Raw genomic sequence first — 22,575 nt, forward strand, 5'->3', positions numbered from 1 at the left:
TTTTCAGGAGCCCACCATGACTGTCCGTATTGCCACCGCCCGCCGCGCCGCCATCCTGGCCGCCTGCGCCCTGTTCGCCGCCGCCGCCCACGCCCAGGCCCCCGTCAAGACGCAAGACGGCGTGCTGGCCGACCAGGCCGGCATGACCCTGTACACCTTCGACAACGACAGCGCCGGTAAGAGCGTCTGCAACGACAAGTGCGCCAAGGCCTGGCCGCCCCTGGCCGCCGCCGCCGATGCCAAGGCGCAGGGCGACTACAGCATCGTTACCCGCGATGACGGCGCCAAGCAGTGGGCCTACAAGGGCAAGCCGCTGTACCTGTTCGTGAAAGACACCAAGCCGGGCGAAAAGCACGGCGACAACGTCAAGAACGTCTGGCACGTAGTCAAGCCCTGACGCCGCCCGGCGGCCGCATGCGCGCCGAAGACGAGGCGCTGATCGTCGCCTGCATCCCCAGCCTGCGGCGCTATGCCCGCGGGCTGACGGGCGAGCGCGAGCGCGCCGACGACCTGGTGCAAGATACCCTGGAACGGGCCTGGAGCCGCTACTCGCGCTGGCAGCGGCGCGGCGAGCTGCGGGCCTGGATGTTCGGCATCATGCACAACCAGTTCATCGACAGCGTGCGCGCGCAGCGCCGCCAGGCCGATGCCCTGGCCGATGGCGAGCTGCCCGAGGTCGCCGTGCGGCCCACCCAGGCCGACGCGCTGGAAGTGCGCGACCTGGACCGCTGCCTGCTGCAGTTGCCGCCCGACCTGCGCGCGGTGATCCTGCTGGTGGGCGTCGAGGAATTCAGCTACCGCGAAGCGGCGCTGGCCCTGGGCGTGCCGGTGGGCACGGTGATGTCGCGCCTGTCGCGCGCCCGCGACCGCCTGGGCGCGCTGCTGCAGGCGCGCCCGGCCGCCGCGCCCGCCTTGCACCGGGTCAAATGATATGAACGACCAGACCCTGCCCCTCATGCCCGGCCCCGGCGCCCCGGTGACCGAGGCCGACCTGCATGCCTATGTCGACCGCCAGCTGCCCGACGAACGGGCCGCTGAAATTGCTGCTTTCCTGCAGCAGCACCCCGAGGCGCGCGAGCAGGTGCAGGCCTGGCGTGAACAGAACCGGATGTTGCGAGAGTGGCTGGCGCCGGTGGCCAACGAGCCGCTGCCATTGCGCCTGCCGCTGGCGCCGCCGGCCGCGCCGCGCCGCTGGGCCGCGCTGGCCGCGGCGCTGGCCCTGGCGGTGTGCAGCGCCGTGGCGGCCTGGTTCGTGCGCGGCGAGTTCGACAGCCGGCAGATGGGCGCCGTCCTGCAAGCCCGGGCCGCCGCCGCGGGCGAGGCCGCCTTCGCGCACCGCGCCGCCATTGCCCATGCCGTATATGCCGCCGACGCGCGGCGCCCGGTCGAGATCGGCGCCGACCAGGAACAGGCCCTGGTCACCTGGCTGACCAAGCGTCTGGGCGCTCCGGTGCGGGCCCCCGCGCTGGCGCAGGCCGGCTATGCGCTGGTGGGCGGGCGCCTGCTGCCCGGCGGGCAGGGGCCGGTGGCCCAGTTCATGTATGCCTCGGCCGAAGGCCGCCGCCTGACCCTGTACGTGACGCGCGAGGCGGCCGGCGGCAAGACGGCGTTCCAGTTCGCCCAGGAAGGCCCGGTCCGGGTGTTTTACTGGGTGGACGGCCGCTTCGGCTACGCCCTGTCGGGCGAAGTCGGCCGCGGCGAACTGATGCGGATCTCGACCGAAGTCTACCGCCAGCTGGATACCGCGCCGGCTGGTTGAGTCAGCTGCGGCTTGCCAGGTCCGTGCCAGGTGTCTGGCACCCTGCGGGAGCCAGACACCTGTCAGACCTCAAGGCCGCCAGGCCAGCAGGGCATCGACCAGGGCGCGCAGCACATGGCCCAGGGGCTCGGCGCGCTGCGGATCCCAGTTGAAGGGCTCGTCTTCGGTCATGTAGGCTTCGAGCGCCATTTCCAGCTGCACCGCATGGTAGCCGCGCTGCGGCTGGCCGTAGTGGCGGGTGATCCAGCCGCCCTTGAAGCGGCCGTTGACCACGTGGCTGAACCCGGGCGCCGTGGCCAGCGCGGCGGCCGCCGCCGCTTGCAGGGCCGGCGCGCAGCTGGCGCCGTCGGCCGTGCCCAGGTTCAGGTCGGGCAGCCGGCCCTCGAAGAAACGCGCGCAGCGCGAGATGATGGAATGGCCGTCCAGCAGCACGACATAGCCGTGCCTGGCATGCACGCGCTGCAGCTCGGCCGCCAGTTGCGCATGGTAGGGGTCGAAATACTGGCGGCGCCGCGCCGCCACGTCGAGCAGCGGATGGCCGGCCGCGCCCTCGTTCCAGATCGGGCCGCCATCGAAGCGCCCGGTGGGGCACAGTTCGGTGTTCGACGCGCCGGGGTACAGGTCGGCGCCTTCCGGGTCGCGGTTCAGGTCGACGACATAGCGCGAATGCGTGGCCGCCATCAGGGTGGCGCCGCGCTCGCGCGCGAAGTCGTACAGGCGGTCGACGTGCCAGTCGGTATCGGGCACGCCCAGCGCCGGGGCTGTCATGAGGGGGCGCAGTTCGGTGGGCACCCAGGTGCCCACGTGCGGGATGTTGATGACCAGCGGCGCATCGCCGCGGGTAAGGGTATAGAGCGTGGTCATGCGGTAAGGGATGTGGCTGAGGAAAATTAAACCGAGCGGGTGATGCCGCCGTCGATGCGGATGTTCTGCCCGGTGATATAGCCGGACTTGTCCGAGGCCAGGAAGGCGATCAGCTCGGCCACTTCGTCAGAGCGGCCGTAGCGGCCCATGGGAATGCGCTGGCGGCGGTCGTCTTTTTCGGGCAGGCTGTCGATGAAGCCGGGCAGCACGTTGTTCATGCGGACGTTGTCGGCCGCGTATTCGTCGGAAAACACCTTGGTGAAGGCGGCCAGGCCGGCGCGGAACACGCCCGACGTGGGAAACAGCGCTTCGGGTTCGAAGGTGGCGTAGGTGGAAATATTGACGATCGAGCCGCCGCGCTGCTGGCGCATGATGGGCGCCACCAGCCGCGTGATGCGCACGACATTCAGCAAGTAGTATTCCATGCCCAATTGCCAGTCGGCGTCGGGAATGTCGAGCAGCTTGCCCTTGGGGCCGTGGCCGGCGCTGTTGACGACGGCATCGACGCGGCCCCAGCGCTGCATGGCGCTGTCGACCAGCCGGGCGATGTCGTCGGGCACCAGGTTCGAGCCCGTCACGCCCAGGCCCTGCAGTTCGCCGGCCAGCGCTTCGCCCTTGCCGGACGACGACAGGATGGCGACCCGGAAGCCGTCGGCGGCCAGCTTGCGCGCCGCGGCGGCGCCCATGCCGCTGCCGCCGGCGGTGATCAGTGCGACTTTTTCAGTGGACATGTCGGATTTTCCTTTGCAATAAGACGGGGCGGCCCGGGGCGCGCCTGCCGCATCATGATAAACCCCGTCATGGGGCCTTGCCCGGCGCCGCCGCCTTGCGCGCGCGCGGCCGGGCAGGCTTGCCGCTGCCCGCGGTAATGCCGGCCGAGGCGGCCACGATGGCGGCCACCGCGGCCCATTGCATCAGGGTCAGCGTCTCGCCCAGGAACAGCAGGCCGGATACGGCCGCGAACACCGGCTCCAGGCTGAGCAGGGTGCCGAATACGCGCACCGGCATGCGCGCCAGCACGGTGATTTCCAGGGCATAGGGCAGCGAGCTGGACAGGATCGCCACGCCGACCGCCAGCGGCAGCAGGCCGGGCGAGAACAGGGCCGGCCCGGCCTGCGCCAGGCCGAACGGCAGCACGGCCAGCGCCGCCACCGACGCGGCCAGCGCGACGGTTTGCGTGCCGTGCCGCATGCCGGCGCGGCGGCCGAACACGATATACAGCGCCCAGCACAGGCCGGCGGCCAGGGCATACGCCATGCCGGCCGGGTCCAGCGTGCGCACGTCGGCGCCGTGCGGCACCAGCAGCAGCAGGCCGGCGGCGGCCAGCGCGATCCAGGCGAAATCGGCCAGCCGGCGCGACGACAGCAGCGACACCGCCAGCGGCCCGGTGAATTCCAGCGCCACGGCGATGCCCAGCGGAATGGTGCGCAGCGACATGTAGAACAGCAGGTTCATGGCGCCCAGCGACAGCCCGTAGGCCAGCACCACGCGCCAGCCCGAGGCCGGCAGGCGGACGTGCCAGGGCCGGAAATAGGCCAGCAGCATCAGCGCCGAAAACAGCAGGCGCAGCGCCGCCGTGCCCTGCGCGCCCACCGCCGGGAACAGGCTCTTGGCCAGCGAAGCGCCGCCCTGCATGGACACCATGGCGACCATCAGCAGCAGGATGGGATAGAGGGACGGCGAGGGCGGATGGGGGGCGGGCGTGGACATGCTGCGCGAGGGCCGGCCGCGGATGGCCGGCAGCCCCGCCATTCTACGGTACGGGCGCGCGCCGGCCGGCCGCCCGCGCCGGCCAATTGCGGTCCGGCGCGGGCAGGAGTAGGCTTTCGACCCTGTCACCGGTAGCCCGCCATGAATGCCCTGCTTCCCACTGATTCCGACGCCGCGCCCGACCCCGTCCCGCCCACCTCGTGGGCCTTGTTCACCGGCTTTTTCTGGCTGGGCCTCAGCGCTTTCGGCGGTGCGCTGCCGCTGGCCCGCCACATGGTGGTGGAAAAGAACCGCTGGCTGTCGCCCGAAGACTTCACCGAACTGCTGGGCCTGTGCCAGTTCCTGCCCGGCGGCAACATCATCAATATGTCGGTGGCCCTGGGCATGAAGTTCCGCGGCCCCAGGGGGGCCTTCGCGGCCATCATGGGGCTGATCGCCGCGCCCTCGCTGATCGTGATCTCGCTGGGCGTGGTGTACCAGCGCTATGCCGACGACCCGCGCATCCAGCATCTGTTCGCCGGCCTGGCGGCCGCCGCCGCCGGGCTGCTGATCTCGATGGCCGTGAAAATCGCGCGGCCGCTGCGCGGCAAGTGGGCCGCCATTGCCGTGGCGCTGGCCTGCTTCGTGTGCATCGCGCTGCTGCGCCTGCCCCTGCTGCCCACCATGCTGGTGCTGACGCCCATCAGCATTTTCGTTACCTGGAGGCTGGCGCGATGAGCGCGGTGCTGGTCTCGCTGTTCGTGATTTTCGCGCAACTGTCGCTGCTGGCTTTCGGCGGCGGCAACACCATCCTGCCCGAAATGCAGCGGCAGGTGGTCGAAGTGCACCAATGGATGTCCGATGCGGATTTCAGCGCGCTGTTCGCGCTCAGCCAGGCCGCGCCCGGCCCCAATCTGATGGTGGTGACCCTGGTGGGCTGGCACGTGGCCGGCTGGCAGGGCGCGCTGATCACCTCGATCGCCAAGTTCGGCCCGTCGTCGCTCTTGACCGCCGTGGCCCTGGGCCTGTGGGAACGCTTCAAAGACAAGCCCTGGCGCCGCGTGGTGCAGGCCGGCATCTTCCCCATGACGGTCGGCCTGATGGCGGCCAGCGCGTCGCTGATCACCGAGGCATCCGTGCATACCTGGATGCTGGGGATCATCACCGCGCTGGTGGCCGCGGTTACCATCTTCACCCGCGTGCACCCGCTGTGGATGCTGGCGGCCGGCGCGCTGCTGGGCCTGACCGGCATCGGGCAGCCCTGAGGCTGCCCGGCGCGGGCGGCGCGCGCCGCGCCGCTACTCGATATACGACTTGGTGCTGTACAGGTCCACCGACAGGCGGTGCAGCTCGGGCAGGCCGGCGGCATTCCTGGCCTGCATGTCGATGTAAGTCTGCAGCACGTCGGCATCCAGCACGCCGATGTCCTGCCGGCGCTCGGCGGGCACACCGGCCAGCGTTGCATAGCCGTCGCCGCCCGTGGCGTTGAAGCTCAGCACGAACAGCTTGTAGGTGCGGCCGGCATCCAGCGGCAGCCACTGGCTGGCGGCGGCGTCCCAGACTTCGGCGTTGGACACGCGGCTGCCTTGCGGCTGCAGGCTGTCCACATCGAAGCGCAGGCCGCCGGTGTAGGGGTACGGGCCGGTGGTGCCGCCCGGGCCATACACCGCCTGCAGGCCGTCTTCCAGCATGCTGCGCACTTCCGCGCCGGTCACGTCCAGGCGCCACAGCATGTTGCCGAACGGCAGCACCTCGATCACATTGGCAGCGGTCACGTTGCCCTGCAGGGGGATGCGCACGCCGCCGCCGCTTTGCAGCGTGATGTCGGCGCCGCCGTACTGCGCATTGGCCACTTCCAGGTAGGCCTGGGCCACCAGCTGCTGAATATCGCCGCCGCGCACATTGACGCTGCCTTCGGCGTTGCACGCCGCGCTGGAACGGCCGTAATCCACCGAGCCGGGGCCGCCCGGCACGCGGCGCGAGCACAGTTCCAGCGGCACCGAAGCCACCACGCTGCGGCTGTAGGCGTCGACCTGGTCTTTGTAGGGCTGCAGCACCGCGGCCGCGCCGGCGTCGGGTTCCTGCACCAACAGGAAGCCGGTGGCCGCGATCTCGGCGTCCATGGCCGCCTGGTCCGCCGCATTGGGCGCGGTGCCGCTCTGGGTCAGCGCGCTGCCGATCAGCACGTGCGGCGTGCCCGAGCATTGGGTGACATCGCCGTCGGCGTCGAAACTGACTTTCAATTCGCCCACCACTTGCGCGTATTCCCGCGCCTGCACCAGGCACACCTGCTTGCCGTCTTTGTCGGTCAGCAGGGTGGGGTAGGCGCCGGCCGGGGTGCCCACGCCGTACGTGGCCAGCGCGTCGGGGCCGAGCAGCGTGTGCGAGTCGCCCCCCACCACCACGTCCACCCCGCTGAGCCCGGCAATGACCTGCTGGTCGTAGCCGTAGCCGATGTGGCTGAGCACGATGATCTTGTTCACGCCCTGGGCGCGCAGCGCGTCGATCTGCTTTTGCGCGGCTTCGGTTTCGTCCGAGAACACGGTGCCGGGGTCGGGGCTGGACGACTGCTGCGTCTTGCCCGCAATGGTCAGGCCCACCAGGCCGATGGGCTGGCCGCCGCGCTGCAGCACGACCGAAGGCCGCACCCAGCCGGGCGCGCGCGCCGGGTTCAGCGGCGATGCGTCGGCAAACGTGACGTTGGCGCTCAGCACCGGCGTCTGGCAATCGCCCGCGTGCAGGAACTCGATGAAGCGGTGCAGGCCGCTGTCGCCTTTGTCGAACTCATGATTGCCCGCCGTCATGGCGTCGAAGCACACGGTGTTCATCATGGCCGCGTCGGCCTCGCCCGGTTCGCCGGCGCGGTTGAAATACAGCGTGCCGGTCATGGCGTCGCCGGCATGCAGCTTGAGCACGTTGGCCGACTGCCCGGCCAGTTCCTTGATGGCGGCGGCAACGCGCGGAAAACCGCCCGCGTCCACGCTGACATCCGTCACGTTGCCGGCGGCGTCTTTCAGCTGCAGCGTCCTGGCCTTGCTGTCCAGGTTCGAATGGTGGTCGTTGACGTGCAGAATGGTCAGGTCCATGGGCGCGCTGGCCACCGGCGGCGGCGCATCATCATCGTCGTCGTCGCTGCCGCTGCCGCAGCCGGCCAGCAGGGCCAGCCCGCTCATCATCAATACGCAGGTGTGTTTTTTCCAGCTTGCCATGGCGCCGCGTGCCTTCGGGTTTCGGAACCCGAATGATTGAAGAGGCAGATGACGGCGCGATGAATGCGCGATGAACGCATGATGAATGCGTAATCAGCGCGTCATGGACGCGCAATGAAGCGCATGGCGGCCACGGCCACGCGCTGCCGCGTGGCGCGGCGCCGGCCGGGAATGCGGCTTAAGGGGCTCAGCCGGCCGCGGCCAGCCGCCACAGCGAGGTGGTTTCAGCGGCGCGCGCGGCGTGCAGCGGGTCGTCGGGGTCGGAGGCGCGGGGGTGCGCGGGGCGCGTGTCCAGGCGGCCCGCCACGCGCAGGCCGGCATCGGCAATCCATGCCTGCAGTTCATCCGGGGCGCGCAGGCCCAGGTGCTCGGCCAGGTCGGACATGATCAGCCAGCCTTCGCCCTGCGGCGCCAGGTGCGCCGCCAGGCCTTGCAGGAAGCCGCGCAGCATGCGGCTGTCGGGATCGTAGATGGCGTACTCGACCGGCGCGCCGGGCCGGGCGGGCAGCCAGGGCGGGTTGCACACCACCAGGCCGGCGCGGCCATCGGGAAACAGGTCGGCCTGCGCGAGTTCGACCTGCTTGTGCAGGCCCAGGCGGGCCAGGTTTTCGCGCGCGCAGGCCAGGGCGCGCGGATCCTGGTCGGTGGCCACCACCCGCCGCACGCCGCGCCGCGCCAGCACGGCCGCCAGCACGCCGGTGCCGGTGCCGATGTCGTACGCCAGGGCGGGGGGCTGCCCGCCCGGCAGCGGCGCGCGCGCCACCAGGTCGATGTATTCGCCGCGCACCGGCGAGAACACGCCGTAGTGGGGGTGGATGCGGTCGTCCAGGGCGGCGATGGGCACGCCTTTCTTGCGCCATTCGTGCGCGCCGATCACGCCCTGCAGTTCGCGCAGCGACGCCAGGTACGGGCCGGGCGCCGGGCCATAGGCTTCCAGGCAGGCCTGCCGGGCATCGGGGGCGCGGCGCAGGGCAATACCGTGGTCGGCGTCGAAGGGCAGCAACAGGCTGCCCAGCAGGCGCGCGCGCTGCGACTGCGCCTGCCGGTGCCGGTTGAAGGCATCCAGCGCGCTGGCCGCGGGCTTGCGGGGCTTCTTGTCGATACGCCGCGCCAGCGCCTGCAGCAACTGCCGCGCATTGTGAAAGTCGCCGCGCCACAGCAGGTGCGTGCCTTCGCAGATCAGCCGGTACGCCGCATCCGCCGGCATCCGGTCGTCGGCCGCCTGGATGCGGGCGGGCGGCGGCGCGGCCGATTCCGAGCGCCACAGGGCGCTGAAGGCCTGGCCGGATTCGGTCCAGTGGACAGTGGGCAACGTGGGCATGCAGTGAAGGGGGGGCGAAGCTGAATAGAGTGGAATGTAGCAGCTTCTTTGGACGGGGCAGGGGTGGTTGTTCTTGCGGCGCCGCCGCGGTGTGGCATGGCTGCCTTGGCTTCACGAAGCCGTCCGGGCGCCCCGCGCGCCCGGGTCCGGCTCCGAGGCGCCGCGGCAGCCATGCCACACCACGGCGGCTCGCGCCAACGATCATTCGCCGCATCGCTGGGGCGAGCTGGGTTCTTGCGTTCTTGGGGGGCTGCGTCTGAGAAGAAAAAAATCGTGTGGGGCCGGCTGGTCCCGGGCGCCCCGCGCGCCCGCGACAGCCATTCGGGGTTGCCAGGTTGCCGGGTGGTGTCAGGTGTCAGGCTCCCGCAGGGTGCCTGACACCGTACGAGTGAGATAGCCGTGGCACACAACGGTGTCTGGCACCTTGTATCTTGGCACTTGTGGTGATTAGCTATCACCACAGCGGTTCCGGTGAGCTTGTTCTGGCACCGAAAGCGTGGACTTTGCTCCGCAGATGAAGCCCCGGAACCGCCCCCTGTAAGCCAGCTGAACACTGAACGGTAGCCTAGGGCCAGGACCCTGCATGTACAAGGTAAGTGGGCACAGTGGGTTGAGGGGATTCTTTTTGAGGAGCCCAAGTCTATGTTTTTTCTAGGAATTGACGTCTCCAAGGCGAAGCTCAATTGTGCCTTGCTGAGCGCCGAAGGCGACAAGCGCAAGACCAAAGTGGTGCCCAACACGGCCGCGGGCATCCAGGCCTTGGTGGGCTGGTGCGCCAAGCAAGGCGCTACACCGGAGCAATTGCACGCCGTGCTTGAGCCGACCGGCCCCTACCATGAGCAGGCCGGCACGGCATTGCACGACGCAGGAACCACGGTTTCGATGATCAATCCGGCACAGGCACGCGACTTTGCCCGCGCCTTGGCGGTGCGCTCGAAAACCGATGAGATCGACAGCTACATGCTGGCCCGCTACGGCCAGGTAGTGCGCCCACCGGCTTGGCAGCCCGCGCCGCTGCATGCGCGGCAATTGCGTGCACTGCTGGCCCGGCGTGAAGCCTTGGCCAAAGACCTGCAACGCGAGCTCAACCGCCAGGAGAAAAGCGAGTTTGGCCGCTCTCCGGAGCTGGTGGCCGGTTCGATCGCCAAGACCGTGGCGTTCCTGCGTGAAGAGATCAAGCGCCTGGAGCGCGCCATTGACGACCACATCGATCGCCACCCCGACCTGAAGGGAGACCGGGAGCTATTGAGCAGTATCCCGGCCGTTGGCCCGCAGACCGGCAATGCCATTCTGTCGATCATGCATAACCGGCGCATCGACTCACCGCAGGCGCTGGCCGCTTATCTAGGCGTTGTACCGGTGCAGCGCCAATCGGGCAGCAGCCTGAATGGCCGGCCTCGTCTATCCAAGACCGGCCCGGCGCGAGTACGGGCCACGCTCTACATGGCAGCGGTCGTCGCGGTACGGCACAACCCGCATATACAGGCGCTTTACGCTCGCTTGCTCAACGCGGGTAAAAGCAAAATGGCCGCGCTGGGCGCGGCCATGCGAAAGCTCGCTCACTTATGCTTCGGCGTACTCAAGAGCCGCACTCCATATCGCTCTGATTACGCCTTAAGCCCTTGACCGCCAAGACGGTATCTTCGGAGCCAGACACCTGCCCCAGCTCCAAACCTGCTAACCGCGCATTCCTTCATCGGAATGGCCGTCGAGGCCGCGCAGGGCGGCTTCGACGGCCGGCCCTGCGCGCTTTTCTTCTTTTCAGCCACCGTTGGCCAACATGCAAGAACTCAATCGGCCCCTGCGGCGCAGGGATATTGATTCAATGCAAGTCGTGGCGGGGTGGCGTGGATGCCGCGGCGCCTCGATGCCGGACCCGGGCGCGCGGGGCGCCCGGACGGCATCGTGAAGCCAAGGCGTCCACGCCGCCCCGCCGCGACGCCATAAGAAAACTAGAACAACACAGCCGTCTTGACCAAGGTAGTCCAGATCCCCCAGGCCAACGGAACCCCCACGCATGCCCAGGCGAAGAGCACCAGGGCCAGCGGGGTCTTGAAGGTGGAGGTCGATTCGCCGCGCACTTCGGCGGCTACGGCGCGTTCGTGGGCCAGGGCTTTTTCGCGTTCGAGCTCTTCGGGGCTCATGAAGTACTTGGGGTTGACCGGACGGATCGCCAGGTTGCACAGGAAGCCCAGCACCAGCATCCCGGCCAGGATGTACATGGTGATGTCATAGACCTGCGCGCGCGGCACGCCGATGGACAGCTGGTATTCGCGGATGTAGTTCACCAGCACCGGCCCGAAGATGCCCGCCGCCGACCAGGCGGTCAGGATGCGGCCGTGGATGGCGCCCACCATCTGGGTGCCGAACAGGTCGGCCAGGTAGGCCGGCACCGTGGAAAAGCCGCCGCCGTACATCGAGATGATGATGCAGAACGCGCCCACGAACAGCGCCAGCGCGCCCAGATGCGCCGACCACGGCACCGACGAATACAGCAGGAAGCCCAGCACCAGGAAGACGAAGTACGTCATCTTGCGGCCCAGCTTGTCCGACAGGCTGGCCCAGAAGAAGCGCCCGCCGATGTTGAACAGGCTGAGCAGGCCGGTGAAGCCCGCCGCGGTGGCGGCGATGGCGGCCAGCTGGGTCTTGTCGAGCTGGCCGTACAGCAGCTCGGGCTGGCCGAGCAGCGTGCCGCCGAACACTTCCTGCAGCAGCGGCGACGCCATGCCGATGATGCCGATGCCGGCGGTCACGTTCAGGCACAGCACCCACCACACCAGCCAGAACTGCGGAATGCCCCACACGCGTTTCACGTGCACGTGGCCCTTGGTGATCATCGCGTTGTTGGCGTGCTTGACCGGTTCGGTCCAGCCCTCGGGCTTCCAGCCGGTGGGCGGGATGCGGTAGCCCAGGGCGCCCGACACCATGAAAATGATGTAGATGATGGCCAGCGCCACGAAGGCCTGCCACACGCCCAGCCCTTCGGGAGTGGCGAAGTGGCGCATCAGCATGTCGGCCAGCGGCGCGCCGATCATTGCGCCGCCGCCGAAACCCATGATGGCCATGCCGGTGGCCATGCCGCGCCGGTCGGGAAACCACTTGATCAGCGTGCTGACCGGCGAGATGTATCCCAGCCCCAGCCCGATGCCGCCGATGACGCCCGAGCCCAGCCACATCATCCACATCTGGTGCAGCTGGATGCCCAGCGCCGAGATCACCAGCCCGCCGCACCAGCACAGCGCGGCCACGATGCCCGCCTTGCGCGGCCCGGCGCGTTCCAGCCAGCCGCCCCACAGCGCGGCCGAGCAGCCCAGCAGCACGAAGAACAGGGTGAACATCCAGCCCATGGTCGAAATGCGCCAGTTGCACTGGGTGGTGAACAGCTCCGCCACCAGGCTCATGTCGGCCGCGCAAGTGGCCGTGCCGGCGCCCAGCGACTTGGACAAGGGCAGCCAGAAAACCGAAAAACCGTAGGCCATGCCGATGCACAGGTGGATGGCCAGGGCCGCCGGCGGCACCAGCCAGCGGCTGAAGCCGGGACCCGCGATCGTGCGTTCCTTGTCCAGGAATCCCGGCTTGGCGCCGGGCAAATCCAATGTGGCGGTGTTGCTCATAGTGTCTCCTCTCAGGGCGGCGCAGGGGCCGGGAATGGGCGCTTGCGGGTCGTCCGCAGCTGCCTCTATGGTTGTCGGGGTGTTGTCGCGAGCTTCAGGCGGGCTGGGCGGGGGTGAGGCGCGCGCGATTGCGCGTCACCGCCTCCAGCACGATGTCATGCAGCCGGACGTCGCCGTCCTGTCCATCCGCATGCTGGTCCAGGAAATCCAGCAGCGCGGTGCGCATGCGGGGTTCCCAGGATTTGTGGATATGGTTGGCGATGCCTTCCAGCGCTTCTTCGCGGTCGGGCAGGGCCTCGAAAAAATCGCCGATGCGGTTGGCCATGCGGATCAGGTTGGCGATGTTCATCGTGTCAAGGTCGAAGGCGTTCGGGATGGGAGTAGATGGCGGCGTCGGCGTTGCGCACGAAGCCCAGCAGCGCCACGTTGGTGTTCTGGGCCACGCGGATCGCCAGCGCGGTGGGCGCCGAGACCGCCGCCAGGATGCCGATGCCGGCGGCGGCGCATTTCTGCACCATTTCGAAGCTGGCGCGGCTGGACACCAGCGCCATGCCGTTGCGCGGGTCGATGGCCTGGCGGGCCAGCGCGCCCACCAGCTTGTCCAGCGCGTTGTGGCGCCCGACGTCTTCGCGCACCAGGTGCACGTGCCCGTCGGCGTCGGCCCACGCCGCCGCGTGCGTGGCGCCGGTAATGTCGTGCAGCGCCTGGCTGCCGCGCATGGCCCGCATGGCGTGCAGCACGGCGGTCAGCGGCACCGGCGGCGCGCCGGCCACCGTGGGCACCTGGCGCAGCACCTCGGGCAGGGTTTCCACGCCGCACAGGCCGCAGCCGGTGCGGCCGGCCATGGCGCGGCGGCGCGTCTTCAGGCGCGCCGCGCAGGCGCTGGATATTTCCACCTGCATCACGATGCCGTTGAACTGCGGCACGACTTCGATGCCGCGCACGTCGGCCGGCCGGTCGACAATGCCTTCGGTCAGCGAAAAGCCCAGCGCGTAGTCTTCCAGGTCGGCCGGCGAGGCCAGCATGGTGGCATGGCTGATGCCGTTGTATTCCAGCGCCACCGGGGTTTCTTCGGCGACCCGGTCGATCTGCGTGGCGGCGCCCACGGCGCCGCCGCGCACGCGCAGCACCGCGGCGTCGGCGCAATCGGCGCGGCTGGGCGCGGGATGGTACAGGCGGTCCATGGCGCAGGTTCCGGCCTTATTTGCCGCTGAGCGTGGCCTCGGTTTCACGGGCGCGCTCGCGCAGCAGTTTCTGTTGCACTTCCGAGAAGCGCGACCACTGCCGCTGCCACTCGGAAGGCTGCGATACGCGCATCACCTGCACGGCCGTCACCTTGTATTCGGGGCAGTTGGTGGCCCAGTCGGAACTGTCGGTAGTAACCACGTTGGCGCCCGATTCGGGGAAGTGGAAAGTGGTGTACACCACGCCCGGCTGCACGCGGTCGGTCAGGGTGGCGCGCAGCACGGTTTCGCCGGAGCGGCTTTGCACGCCCACCCAGTCGCCTTCAGACACGCCGCGGTCCTCGGCGTCCTGCGGATGGATCTCGAGCACGTCTTCGCTGTGCCAGGCCACGTTGTGGGTGCGGCGGGTCTGCGCGCCCACGTTGTACTGCGAAAGGATCCGCCCGGTGGTCAGCAAGAGCGGGAACTTGCGGGTGCTGCGTTCATCCGAAGGCACGTACTTGGTGATCATGAATTTCCCCTTGCCGCGTACGAATTCGTCGATGTGCATGATGGGCGTGCCATCGGGCGCCGCATCGTTGCAGGGCCATTGCAGGCTGCCCATGCGGTCGAGCTTGGCATACGACACGCCCGAGAAGGTCGGCGTCAGCCGGGCGATCTCGTCCATGATCTCGCTGGGGTGGCTGTAGTTCATGGGGTAGCCCAGCGCGTTCGACAGCGCGGCGGTCACTTCCCAGTCGGACAGCCCGTTGCGCGGCTCCATGACCTTGCGCACGCGCGAGATGCGGCGCTCGGCATTGGTGAAGGTGCCGTCTTTTTCCAGGAACGACGAGCCGGGCAGGAACACGTGCGCGTACTTGGCGGTTTCGCTCAGGAACAGGTCCTGCACCACGATGCATTCCATGGCCGCCAGCGAGGCCGCCACGTGCTGGGTGTCGGGGTCGGACTGGACGATGTCTTCGCCCTGGCAGTACAGGCCCCGGAAGCTGCCGGCTATGGCGGCGTCGAACATGTTGGCGATGCGCAGGCCCGGCTCGGCCTGCAGGGTCACGCCCCAGTCGGCCTCGAACTGGGCGCGCACGGTGGAATCCGACACATGGCGGTAGCCCGGCAGCTCGTGCGGGAACGAGCCCATGTCGCACGAGCCCTGCACGTTGTTCTGGCCGCGCATGGGGTTCACGCCCACGCCTTCGCGCCCGACGTTGCCGGTGGCCATGGCCAGGTTGGCGATCGCCATCACCGCGGTCGAGCCCTGGCTGTGTTCGGTGACGCCCAGGCCGTAGTAGATCGAGCCATTGCCGCCGGTGGCGTACAGGCGGGCCGCGCCGCGCACCAGCTCGGCCGGCACGCCGGTGACCTCGGCGGTGGCTTCGGGCGAGTTTTCCGGGCGCGCCACGAAGTCGCGCCACTGGTCGAAGGCCTTGGCCTCGCAGCGCCGGGCCACGAAGTCTTCGGCAACCAGCTGCTCGGTGACGATGACGTGCGCCAGCGCGGTCAGCAGCGCCACGTTGGTGCCGGGGCGCACCGGCAGGTGGTAGTCGGCCTTGATGTGGGGCGAATCCACCAGTTCGATGCGGCGCGGGTCGATGACGATCAGCCGCGCGCCCTGGCGCAGCCGGCGCTTCATGCGCGAGGCGAACACCGGGTGGGCGCTGCTGGGGTTGGCCCCCATCAGGATGATCACGTCGGTGTGCATGACCGAGTCGAAGGTCTGCGTGCCGGCCGATTCGCCCAGGGTCTGCTTCAGGCCGTAGCCGGTGGGCGAATGGCACACCCGCGCGCAGGTGTCGACGTTGTTGGTGCCGAACGCGGCGCGCACCAGCTTCTGCACCAGCCAGGTTTCTTCGTTGGTGCAGCGCGACGAGGTGATGCCGCCGATGGCGTCGCGGCCGTGTTCGGCCTGGATGCGGCGGAATTCGGACGCGGCGTAGCCGATGGCTTCCTGCCACGATACTTCGCGCCACGGGTCGGTGATGCGCTTGCGGATCATGGGCTTGAGCACGCGCTCTTTGTGCGTGGCGTAGCCCCAGGCGAAGCGGCCTTTCACGCAGGCGTGGCCGCGGTTGGCCTGGCCGTCTTTCCAGGGCGTCATGCGCACCACTTCCTGGCCTTTCATTTCCGCCTTGAAGCCGCAGCCCACGCCGCAATAGGCGCAGGTGGTAATCGCGGAGTGCTCGGCCTGCCCCATCATGATGACGGTCTTTTCCTGCAGGGTCGAAGTCGGACAGGCCTGCACGCAGGCGCCGCACGACACGCACTCGCTGTCCAGGAAGGGCTGGCTCTGCCCGGCCGCCACGCGCGAATCGAAGCCCTTGCCCGAGATGGTCAGCGCGAAGGTGCCCTGGGTTTCTTCACAGGCGCGCACGCAGCGGTTGCACACGATGCACTTGGACGGGTCGTACGAGAAATACGGGTTGGACGCGTCGGTCTGGTCGTTCAGGTGGTTGGCGCCCTCGTAGCCGTAGCGCACCGCGCGCAGCCCCACCACGCCGGCCATGTCCTGCAGTTCGCAGTCGCCGTTGGCGGGGCAGGTCAGGCAGTCGAGCGGGTGGTCGGAAATGTACAGTTCCATGACGCCGCGCCGCAGTTCGTGCAGCTTGGGCGTTTCGGTGTACACCACCATGCCGTTTTCGGCAGGGGTGGTGCACGAGGCCGGATAGCCGCGCCGGCCGTCGATCTGCACCAGGCAAAGCCGGCACGAGCCGAAGGCTTCCAGGCTGTCGGTGGCGCACAGCTTGGGGATGTTGATGCCGGCCTCGGCCGCGGCGCGCATTACCGAGGTGCCTTCGGGCACCGAGATTTCCTGGCCGTCGATGGTCAGGGTAACGAGCTTTTCGGATACGCGCGCCGGCGTGCCCAGGTCGCGGTCGCGCTTGATGACGGTTTCGAGCATGGCGGGTCTCGCTCTGGTCAGGCCGGGTGCGCGGCCGCATTCGCGGCCACCCCGAAGTCTTCAGGGAAGTGGTTCAGCGCGGACAGCACCGGGTACGGCGTCATGCCGCCCAGCGCGCACAGCGATCCGCCCAGCATGGTGTCGCACAGGTCGCGCAGCAGGTGGACCTGCTGTTCGTGCTGCGCGCCGCGCGCCGCGATCTTGTCCAGCGTCTCGACGCCCCGCACCGCGCCGATGCGGCAGGGCGTGCACTTGCCGCAGGATTCCACGGCGCAGAATTCCATGGCGTAGCGCGCCATGCGGGCCATGTCGACGCTGTCGTCGAAGGCCACGATGCCGCCGTGGCCCACCATGGCCGAGATGGCGGCGTAGGCTTCGTAGTCCAGCGGCACGTCCCATTGCGACTCGGGCAGGTAGGCGCCCAGCGGGCCGCCCACCTGCACCGCGCGCAGCGGCCGGCCCGAGGCGCTGCCGCCGCCGTAGTCGTACAACAGTTCGCGCAGGGTCAGGCCGAAGGCCGCTTCGACCAGGCCGCCGTGCTTCAGGTTGCCGGCCAGCTGGAAGGGCAGCGTGCCCTGCGAGCGCCCCACGCCGTAGTCGCGGTAATAGGCCGCGCCGCGCGCCAGGATGATGGGCACCGAGGCCAGCGAAATGACGTTGTTGATGACCGTGGGCTTGCCGAACAGGCCGGCGATGGCCGGCAGCGGCGGCTTGGCGCGCACTACGCCGCGCTTGCCTTCCAGGCTTTCCAGCAGCGAGGTTTCTTCGCCGCAGATGTAGGCGCCGGCGCCCTTGCGCACTTCCAGGTCGAAGCGGCGGCCGCTGCCCTGGATGTCGCCGCCCAGCCAGCCGGCCTGGCGCGCGCGCGCGATGGCTTCGTTCAGCGTGGCAATGGCGTGGGGGTATTCCGAGCGCACATAGATATACCCACAGGTGGCGCCGACCGCCAGGCCGGCGATGGCCATGCCCTCGATCAGCACGTACGGGTCGCCTTCCATCAGCAGGCGGTCGGAATACGTGCCCGAATCGCCTTCGTCGGCGTTGCAGACGATGTATTTCTGCTCGGCCGGCGTGGTCAGCACGGTTTTCCACTTGATGCCGGTGGGGAAGGCCGCGCCGCCGCGCCCGCGCAGGCCCGAGGCGGCAACTTCGTCGACGATCTGCTGCGGCGCCATGGCCAGCGCGCGCCGCAGGCCCTGCAGGCCGTCGTGCGCCACGTAATCGTCGATGGACAGCGGATCGGTGATGCCTACCCGCGCGAAAGTCAGGCGCTGCTGCTTCTTCAGGTACGGAATGTCTTCGGTGGGGCCGTGGCACAGTGCATGCGGGCCGCCCTGCAGCCAACCGGCGTCGAACAGGCCGGGCACGTCTTCGGGCTGCACCGGCCCGTAGGCGATGCGGCCGGCCGGCGTGGCCACTTCGGCCAGCGGCTCCAGCCACAGCAGGCCGCGCGAGCCATTGCGCACCAGGCGCACCGCCACATTGCGGCGGCCGGCTTCCTGCTCGATGGCCCGCGCGACCGCGTCGGCGTCCATGGCCAGGGCCGCGGCATCGCGCGGCAGGTAGATGGTGACGGGCGCGTTCATGGCTGCACCTCGTCGCCTTGCGCGGCGCGGCTCAGCAGGCGGCCGAGCTTGTCGGGGGTGACCCGCGCGTGCGGCTGGCCGTCCAGCATCACGGCGGGCGACTGGGCGCACAGGCCCAGGCAATACACCGGTTCCAGCGTGAAGGCGCCGTCGGCCGTGGTGCCGTGGAAATCGCAGCCCAGCGATTGGCGCGCATGCTCGGCCAGGCGTTCGCCGCCCATGGCCTGGCAGGATTCGGCGCGGCACACTTCAAGCACGTGGCGGCCGGCCGGTTCGGTGCGGAAATGCGGGTAGAAGGTCAGTACGCCATGTACTTCGGCGCGCGACAGGTTCAGGGCCTCGGCGATGGCGGGCACCGCGTCGGCCGGAATACAGCCCAGTTCATCCTGCACGGCGTGCAGCACGGGCATCAGGGCGCCCGGCTGGTCGCGCAGGCGCTGCGCGGCGCGGGCCGCCGCGGCCACCGCGGCGGATTCGGAATGGCGCGCGGCCGACAGGGCCAGGGCGCCGCCGCGGGCGCCGGCGCTGCCGGGCGGATTTTGCTTTGCCTGGGGATTAGGCACGGCAGTCTCCTGGTGGCGGCCCCGGGCGTGGCGAGGCCGGCGTGATGTTGTTATTGCGGGCTGGCGCGATCAATAATATGCTGTTAAAAACATATAAAACGGCCGGCCTCGCTCGATGGCCGTACTCTAATCGCCAAATTTGCGCCGTTCAATAAGAAATTAATGACATATAAATTTCGCATCGGCCTGCGTCCCCAATGGCTGCTGGAAGGCAGCGCCGAGCAGCCCGGCCAGCCGTTGCACGACATGCTGTCGCTGCTGTCGGCCATCGACGCCACCGGCAACATCGCGGGCGCCTGCCGCGCCTGCGGCCTGTCGTATCGGCATGCCTGGGGGGTGCTGCGGCGCTTCGAAACCTTGTTCGGCACCCAGCTGCTGATTACCCGGCGCCGCCAGGGCACTGCGCTGTCGCCCTTCGCGCAGCGCCTGCTGTGGGCCAACCGCCGCATCGAGGCGCGCCTGATGCCCACGCTGGAAAGCATGGCGTCCGAATTGCAGGAAGAACTGGAAAAACTGCTGCCCGAAACTATCCCGCATTTGCGGCTGCACGCCAGCCACGGCTTCGCGGTCGAGGCCCTGATGCAGCACATGAGCGGCCATCCGCCCGGGCTGGAACTGCGCTATCGCACCGCCATCGAGGCGCTGGCCTCGCTGGAGCGCCACGAGTGCGACCTGGCCGGCTTCCAGGTGCCCACCGGCGCCTTCGAGGCGCCGATCATGGCGCGCTACGCCCAGTGGCTGGCGCCCGACGACTACCTGCTCATCCACCTGGCGGTGCGCAACACCGGCCTGTTCGTGGTGCCGGGCAACCCCAAGCACATACGCGGCATGGCCGACCTGGCGCGCCCGGATGTGCGCTTTGTGAACCGCCAGATCGGCTCCAGCACCCGCTACCTGGTAAGCCTGATGCTGGAACAGGCCGGCGTGTCGATCGGCGACGTGCAGGGCTACGAAACCAACGAATTCACGCACATGGCGATTGCCGCGCACATTGCCAGCGGCATGGCCGATACGGGCGTGGGGGTCGAGACGGCGGCCTGGCGCTTCGGGCTGGACTTCATTCCGCTGGTGCGCGAGCGCTATTTTTTCGCCATCCGCCGCACCTCGCTGGAAGCGCCCGCCATGCAGGACCTGCTGGGCATCATGCGCGGGCGCGAATACCTGTCTTATGTCCGCCAGCTGGTGGGCTACGACGCCACCGACACCGGCCGGCTGCAGACGCTGCAGGAAGCCTTCGGCTGAGCGCGCCCCGGCCGCGTTATTGCGCGATATGATGTACCGATGAGCAAAGTGATTTTTCTGGCCGACCGGTCCGCGCCGCGCGCGGGGCAACTGCCGCAGGCGCCCTTGCCGCCCGCCGGGCAGGCCGCGCTCGACACGCGCCTGCGGCCGATGCGCGACCTGCGCATCTCGGTCACCGACCGCTGCAACTTCCGCTGCACGTACTGCATGCCGCGCGAGGTGTTCGACGGCAACTACGCCTTCATGCCGCAGTCGGCGCTGTTGTCGTTCGAAGAAATCACCCGCCTGGCGCGCCTGTTGGCGCAGCTGGGCGTCGAGAAAATCCGCCTGACCGGCGGCGAGCCGCTGCTGCGCAAAAATATCGAAGACCTGATCGCCATGCTGGCCGGGCTGCGCACGCCGGCCGGCCAGCCGCTGGAACTCACGCTTACCACCAACGGCACGCTGCTGCATCGCAAGGCGGCCGCGCTGAAGCAGGCCGGCCTGACTCGCGTCACCGTCAGCCTGGACGCGCTCGACGCCGACATGTTCGCGCGCCTGAGCGACAGCACCTTCACGCCGGCCGATGTGCTGCGGGGCATCGACGCCGCCGCCGATGCCGGCCTGGCGCCCGTCAAGATCAACATGGTGGTGCGCCGCGGGCTGAACGATTGCCAGATCCTGCCCATGGCGCAGCGCTTCCGCCACAGCGGCCACGTGCTGCGCTTCATCGAATACATGGACGTCGGCACCACCAACGGCTGGAACCTGCAGGAAGTCGTGCCCAGCCGCGAAGTGCTGCGCCTGATCGGCGCGGCGCATCCGCTGCGGGCGCTCGACACCGACGCCATGGGCCGGGTGGCCGAACGCTGGGCCTACGCCGACGGCGGCGGCGAAATCGGCGTGATCTCCAGCGTCACCCAGGCCTTCTGCGGCGGCTGTACGCGCCTGCGGCTGTCGCCGGAAGGCAAGATCTTCCTGTGCCTGTTCGCCTCGCACGGCCACGACCTGCGCGAACTGCTGCGCGGCGGGGCCGACGACGAACACATCAGCCGCGCCGTGGCGGGCATCTGGGCGCAGCGCGACGACCGCTATTCCGAATTGCGCGGCCAGGGCGCGGCCCTGCCGCAGGCGGGCGAGCGCAAGGTCGAAATGAGCTACATCGGCGGCTGACAGCCGGGCGCGGCGGCTTCAGGGGCCGAACGAACGCGCCAGCGCCTTGCGGTCGACCTTGCCCACCGAATTTTCGGGCAGGGTTTCCATGAAAATCACCGCGGCCAACTGGTGGATGCGAGACAGCTGGCCGGCCACCAGTGCCTTGATGTCGGCATCGGTGGCGCGGGCGCCGGCGGCCGCCACGACGAACGCCACGGGCACTTCGCCCAGGTCGGCATCGGGCTTGCCGACCACGCAGCAGCTGTGCACCAGCGGGCTGGCGCTGATCGTCTGTTCGATCAGCGTGGGGGAAATATTCTCGCCGCCCCGAATGATCACGTCTTTTTGCCGGCCCGTAATGGTGAAGTAGCCTTCTTCGTCGCGCCGTCCCAGGTCGCCCGTGCGCAGTTCCGCCGGGGCGGCCTCCAGCACGCCGTTGCCTTGGGTGCCCAGGTAGCCCAGCATCAGGCTGTCGCCGGCGATGCAGATTTCCCCGTCGACGCCGGGCTGGGTGATTTCCCGCCCCTGGCTGTCGCGCAGCAACACACGCTGGCCGGGCAGCGCCTGGCCGATGGAGCCGATCTTGCGCTTGGCCGGCGGATTCATGGTGGACGTGCAGGTGGCTTCGGACAAACCGTACGAGACGATCAGCGGACGGCCCAGGAAGTGTTCGATTTTCGCGTGCAGTTCCCGCGTAATGGGGGCCGAGCCGCAGCGCGCGAAGCGCAGCGACGCCAGGCTGTCGGGCGGGAACGCATGGTCCAGCATGCGCGAATACATGGTGGGCACGCCGGTGATGATGCTGGGGCGGTGCAGGCGCATCAGGGCCGGCATGTCCTGGGCGCGGAAGCGCCCGCCCAGCACGATCGAGGCGCCCGCCAGCAGCGGGCTGAACAGCTGGTTGTTCAGCCCGTTGGTGTGGTACAGCGGCATTACGTGCAGCAGTTTGTCGTCGGCCGTCAGCCCGGTGGCCGCAATCACGCCGCGGGCGTTGTTCAGCAGGCCCCGGTGGCTTTGCAGCACGCCCTTGGGCCGGCCCGTGCTGCCAGAGGTGAACAGCAGCAGCCCGGGGTCGTCGGCGCCGGTGTCCGGGTTCCAGCAAGGCGGAGCGTCGGCCAGGGCGCCGGCGTCCAGGACCCGGATGCCGTCGACGGACGCAAGCGCGTTCAGGTCGGCGCCGTCGGCCAGCACCGTGCCGATGCCGGCCGTTTCGAACCGGGCCAGGATTTCCGGCCGGGTCAGCCGCGCTTCGAGCGGGCAGGGGCAGGCGCCGGCCGCCATGGCGCCCAGTATGGCCACCACGCTCGACAAGCTGCGTTCCATCGCGATGGCGACGCGTTCGCGCGGCGCGATGCCGGCCGCGCGCAGCCTGCCGGCCATGGCCGCCACGGCCTCGTACAGCTGCGGATAAAGAATGCGCGTGGCGCCTTGCGCGTCGATCAGCGCGCAGCGCCCGGCCCATTCGGGCGAGCGCCACAGGGGTCCGTAGGCGGCGAACAGGGTGGGGGCCACGGCTG

20 protein-coding genes are annotated in these 22,575 nt (G+C 69.1%); 8 read left to right on the forward strand and 12 right to left on the reverse strand.

Annotated elements, in window-relative coordinates; all coding sequences use genetic code 11:
• Positions 1-16 precede the first annotated feature (16 nt).
• Genes J2P76_RS00400 through J2P76_RS00410 form a run of 3 tightly spaced genes read left to right on the forward strand, consistent with a single transcriptional unit; the run spans position 17 to position 1,759 of the window.
• A complete protein-coding gene (locus tag J2P76_RS00400; RefSeq protein ID WP_207403694.1) occupies positions 17-397 on the forward strand; it encodes a COG4315 family predicted lipoprotein in 381 nt (126 codons plus the stop codon).
• 17 nt (positions 398-414) lie between these two features.
• Positions 415-930, forward strand: coding sequence for a sigma-70 family RNA polymerase sigma factor (locus J2P76_RS00405; protein WP_207403696.1), 516 nt, complete (start codon positions 415-417; stop codon positions 928-930).
• A gap of 1 nt (position 931) precedes the next feature.
• Positions 932-1,759, forward strand: coding sequence for an anti-sigma factor family protein (locus tag J2P76_RS00410; protein WP_207403698.1), 828 nt, complete (start codon positions 932-934; stop codon positions 1,757-1,759).
• Between the two features lie 69 nt (positions 1,760-1,828).
• Here J2P76_RS00410 and hutG read toward each other — a convergent pair whose 3' ends face one another.
• The 3 genes from hutG to J2P76_RS00425 form a co-directional block, all read right to left on the reverse strand.
• Positions 1,829-2,623 (reverse strand): N-formylglutamate deformylase, encoded by a 795-nt coding sequence (gene hutG / locus J2P76_RS00415; RefSeq protein WP_207403700.1) that lies wholly within the window; start codon positions 2,621-2,623, stop codon positions 1,829-1,831.
• Positions 2,624-2,649: 26 nt separating this feature from the next.
• The gene (locus J2P76_RS00420) at positions 2,650-3,354 is read right to left on the reverse strand and encodes an SDR family oxidoreductase (RefSeq protein WP_207403701.1); all 705 of its coding nucleotides are present in this window, start codon (positions 3,352-3,354) and stop codon (positions 2,650-2,652) included.
• A 67-nt stretch (positions 3,355-3,421) separates the two neighbouring features.
• A complete protein-coding gene (locus tag J2P76_RS00425) occupies positions 3,422-4,267 on the reverse strand; it encodes an EamA family transporter (RefSeq protein WP_207409065.1) in 846 nt (281 codons plus the stop codon).
• A 207-nt stretch (positions 4,268-4,474) separates the two neighbouring features.
• Here J2P76_RS00425 and J2P76_RS00430 point away from each other — a divergent pair, with 207 nt between their 5' ends.
• Positions 4,475-5,050 carry a chromate transporter gene (locus J2P76_RS00430; RefSeq protein ID WP_207403702.1) on the forward strand — a complete coding sequence of 192 codons (576 nt, stop codon included), beginning with the start codon at positions 4,475-4,477 and terminating at the stop codon, positions 5,048-5,050.
• Complete coding sequence (locus J2P76_RS00435; protein ID WP_207403703.1) at positions 5,047-5,577, forward strand: chromate transporter; 531 nt, start codon at positions 5,047-5,049, stop codon at positions 5,575-5,577. The genes J2P76_RS00430 and J2P76_RS00435 overlap by 4 nt, the downstream gene beginning before the upstream one ends.
• A gap of 33 nt (positions 5,578-5,610) precedes the next feature.
• Here the strand turns inward: J2P76_RS00435 and J2P76_RS00440 are convergent, their stop codons facing one another.
• Positions 5,611-7,521 carry a bifunctional metallophosphatase/5'-nucleotidase gene (locus J2P76_RS00440; protein WP_207403704.1) on the reverse strand — a complete coding sequence of 637 codons (1,911 nt, stop codon included), beginning with the start codon at positions 7,519-7,521 and terminating at the stop codon, positions 5,611-5,613.
• Between the two features lie 187 nt (positions 7,522-7,708).
• On the reverse strand, positions 7,709-8,842 hold the full coding sequence (locus J2P76_RS00445) for a methyltransferase (RefSeq protein ID WP_207403705.1): 1,134 nt from the start codon (positions 8,840-8,842) through the stop codon (positions 7,709-7,711).
• Positions 8,843-9,484: 642 nt separating this feature from the next.
• On the opposite strand from J2P76_RS00445, the gene J2P76_RS00450 reads away from it, so the two are divergent.
• Complete coding sequence (locus J2P76_RS00450) at positions 9,485-10,468, forward strand: IS110 family transposase (RefSeq protein ID WP_207403706.1); 984 nt, start codon at positions 9,485-9,487, stop codon at positions 10,466-10,468.
• Positions 10,469-10,794: 326 nt separating this feature from the next.
• Here J2P76_RS00450 and J2P76_RS00455 read toward each other — a convergent pair whose 3' ends face one another.
• From J2P76_RS00455 to J2P76_RS00480, 6 genes are all read right to left on the reverse strand, one after another.
• Positions 10,795-12,456, reverse strand: coding sequence for an OFA family MFS transporter (locus tag J2P76_RS00455; RefSeq protein ID WP_207403707.1), 1,662 nt, complete (start codon positions 12,454-12,456; stop codon positions 10,795-10,797).
• A 94-nt stretch (positions 12,457-12,550) separates the two neighbouring features.
• On the reverse strand, positions 12,551-12,805 hold the full coding sequence (locus J2P76_RS00460; RefSeq protein WP_207403708.1) for a formate dehydrogenase subunit delta: 255 nt from the start codon (positions 12,803-12,805) through the stop codon (positions 12,551-12,553).
• A 4-nt stretch (positions 12,806-12,809) separates the two neighbouring features.
• Entirely contained in the window at positions 12,810-13,640 is an 831-nt protein-coding gene (gene fdhD, locus J2P76_RS00465) for a formate dehydrogenase accessory sulfurtransferase FdhD (protein ID WP_207403709.1), read from the reverse strand.
• Positions 13,641-13,656: 16 nt separating this feature from the next.
• Positions 13,657-16,533 (reverse strand): formate dehydrogenase subunit alpha, encoded by a 2,877-nt coding sequence (gene fdhF / locus J2P76_RS00470; protein WP_207403711.1) that lies wholly within the window; start codon positions 16,531-16,533, stop codon positions 13,657-13,659.
• A gap of 17 nt (positions 16,534-16,550) precedes the next feature.
• Complete coding sequence (locus tag J2P76_RS00475) at positions 16,551-18,119, reverse strand: formate dehydrogenase beta subunit (RefSeq protein WP_207403713.1); 1,569 nt, start codon at positions 18,117-18,119, stop codon at positions 16,551-16,553.
• On the reverse strand, positions 18,116-18,682 hold the full coding sequence (locus J2P76_RS00480; RefSeq protein ID WP_207403715.1) for a formate dehydrogenase subunit gamma: 567 nt from the start codon (positions 18,680-18,682) through the stop codon (positions 18,116-18,118). The genes J2P76_RS00475 and J2P76_RS00480 overlap by 4 nt, the downstream gene beginning before the upstream one ends.
• 162 nt (positions 18,683-18,844) lie before the next feature.
• On the opposite strand from J2P76_RS00480, the gene J2P76_RS00485 reads away from it, so the two are divergent.
• On the forward strand, positions 18,845-19,924 hold the full coding sequence (locus J2P76_RS00485) for a substrate-binding domain-containing protein (RefSeq protein WP_207403717.1): 1,080 nt from the start codon (positions 18,845-18,847) through the stop codon (positions 19,922-19,924).
• Positions 19,925-19,963: 39 nt separating this feature from the next.
• Positions 19,964-21,076, forward strand: coding sequence for a GTP 3',8-cyclase MoaA (gene moaA / locus J2P76_RS00490; protein ID WP_207403718.1), 1,113 nt, complete (start codon positions 19,964-19,966; stop codon positions 21,074-21,076).
• 18 nt (positions 21,077-21,094) lie between these two features.
• On the opposite strand, the gene J2P76_RS00495 is transcribed toward moaA, so the two are convergent.
• The gene (locus tag J2P76_RS00495; protein WP_347565277.1) at positions 21,095-22,570 is read right to left on the reverse strand and encodes a class I adenylate-forming enzyme family protein; all 1,476 of its coding nucleotides are present in this window, start codon (positions 22,568-22,570) and stop codon (positions 21,095-21,097) included.
• Between the last annotated feature and the right edge of the window lie 5 nt (positions 22,571-22,575).

This window comes from Bordetella petrii (assembly GCF_017356245.1).
GTDB classification, from domain to species: Bacteria; Pseudomonadota; Gammaproteobacteria; order Burkholderiales; family Burkholderiaceae_B; genus Bordetella_A; species Bordetella_A petrii_D.

Excerpts from the sequence above, each read along its gene's own strand:
- J2P76_RS00400 (WP_207403694.1), top strand. The coding sequence starts at position 17 with ATGACTGTCCGTATTGCCACCGCCCGCCGCGCCGCCATCCTGGCCGCC.
- J2P76_RS00405 (WP_207403696.1), top strand. The coding sequence starts at position 415 with ATGCGCGCCGAAGACGAGGCGCTGATCGTCGCCTGCATCCCCAGCCTG.
- J2P76_RS00410 (WP_207403698.1), top strand. The coding sequence starts at position 932 with ATGAACGACCAGACCCTGCCCCTCATGCCCGGCCCCGGCGCCCCGGTG.
- hutG (WP_207403700.1), bottom strand. The coding sequence starts at position 2,623 with ATGACCACGCTCTATACCCTTACCCGCGGCGATGCGCCGCTGGTCATC.
- J2P76_RS00420 (WP_207403701.1), bottom strand. The coding sequence starts at position 3,354 with ATGTCCACTGAAAAAGTCGCACTGATCACCGCCGGCGGCAGCGGCATG.
- J2P76_RS00425 (WP_207409065.1), bottom strand. The coding sequence starts at position 4,267 with ATGGTGTCCATGCAGGGCGGCGCTTCGCTGGCCAAGAGCCTGTTCCCG.
- J2P76_RS00430 (WP_207403702.1), top strand. The coding sequence starts at position 4,475 with ATGAATGCCCTGCTTCCCACTGATTCCGACGCCGCGCCCGACCCCGTC.
- J2P76_RS00435 (WP_207403703.1), top strand. The coding sequence starts at position 5,047 with ATGAGCGCGGTGCTGGTCTCGCTGTTCGTGATTTTCGCGCAACTGTCG.
- J2P76_RS00440 (WP_207403704.1), bottom strand. The coding sequence starts at position 7,521 with ATGGCAAGCTGGAAAAAACACACCTGCGTATTGATGATGAGCGGGCTG.
- J2P76_RS00445 (WP_207403705.1), bottom strand. The coding sequence starts at position 8,842 with ATGCCCACGTTGCCCACTGTCCACTGGACCGAATCCGGCCAGGCCTTC.
- J2P76_RS00450 (WP_207403706.1), top strand. The coding sequence starts at position 9,485 with ATGTTTTTTCTAGGAATTGACGTCTCCAAGGCGAAGCTCAATTGTGCC.
- J2P76_RS00455 (WP_207403707.1), bottom strand. The coding sequence starts at position 12,456 with ATGAGCAACACCGCCACATTGGATTTGCCCGGCGCCAAGCCGGGATTC.
- J2P76_RS00460 (WP_207403708.1), bottom strand. The coding sequence starts at position 12,805 with ATGAACATCGCCAACCTGATCCGCATGGCCAACCGCATCGGCGATTTT.
- fdhD (WP_207403709.1), bottom strand. The coding sequence starts at position 13,640 with ATGGACCGCCTGTACCATCCCGCGCCCAGCCGCGCCGATTGCGCCGAC.
- fdhF (WP_207403711.1), bottom strand. The coding sequence starts at position 16,533 with ATGCTCGAAACCGTCATCAAGCGCGACCGCGACCTGGGCACGCCGGCG.
- J2P76_RS00475 (WP_207403713.1), bottom strand. The coding sequence starts at position 18,119 with ATGAACGCGCCCGTCACCATCTACCTGCCGCGCGATGCCGCGGCCCTG.
- J2P76_RS00485 (WP_207403717.1), top strand. The coding sequence starts at position 18,845 with ATGACATATAAATTTCGCATCGGCCTGCGTCCCCAATGGCTGCTGGAA.
- moaA (WP_207403718.1), top strand. The coding sequence starts at position 19,964 with ATGAGCAAAGTGATTTTTCTGGCCGACCGGTCCGCGCCGCGCGCGGGG.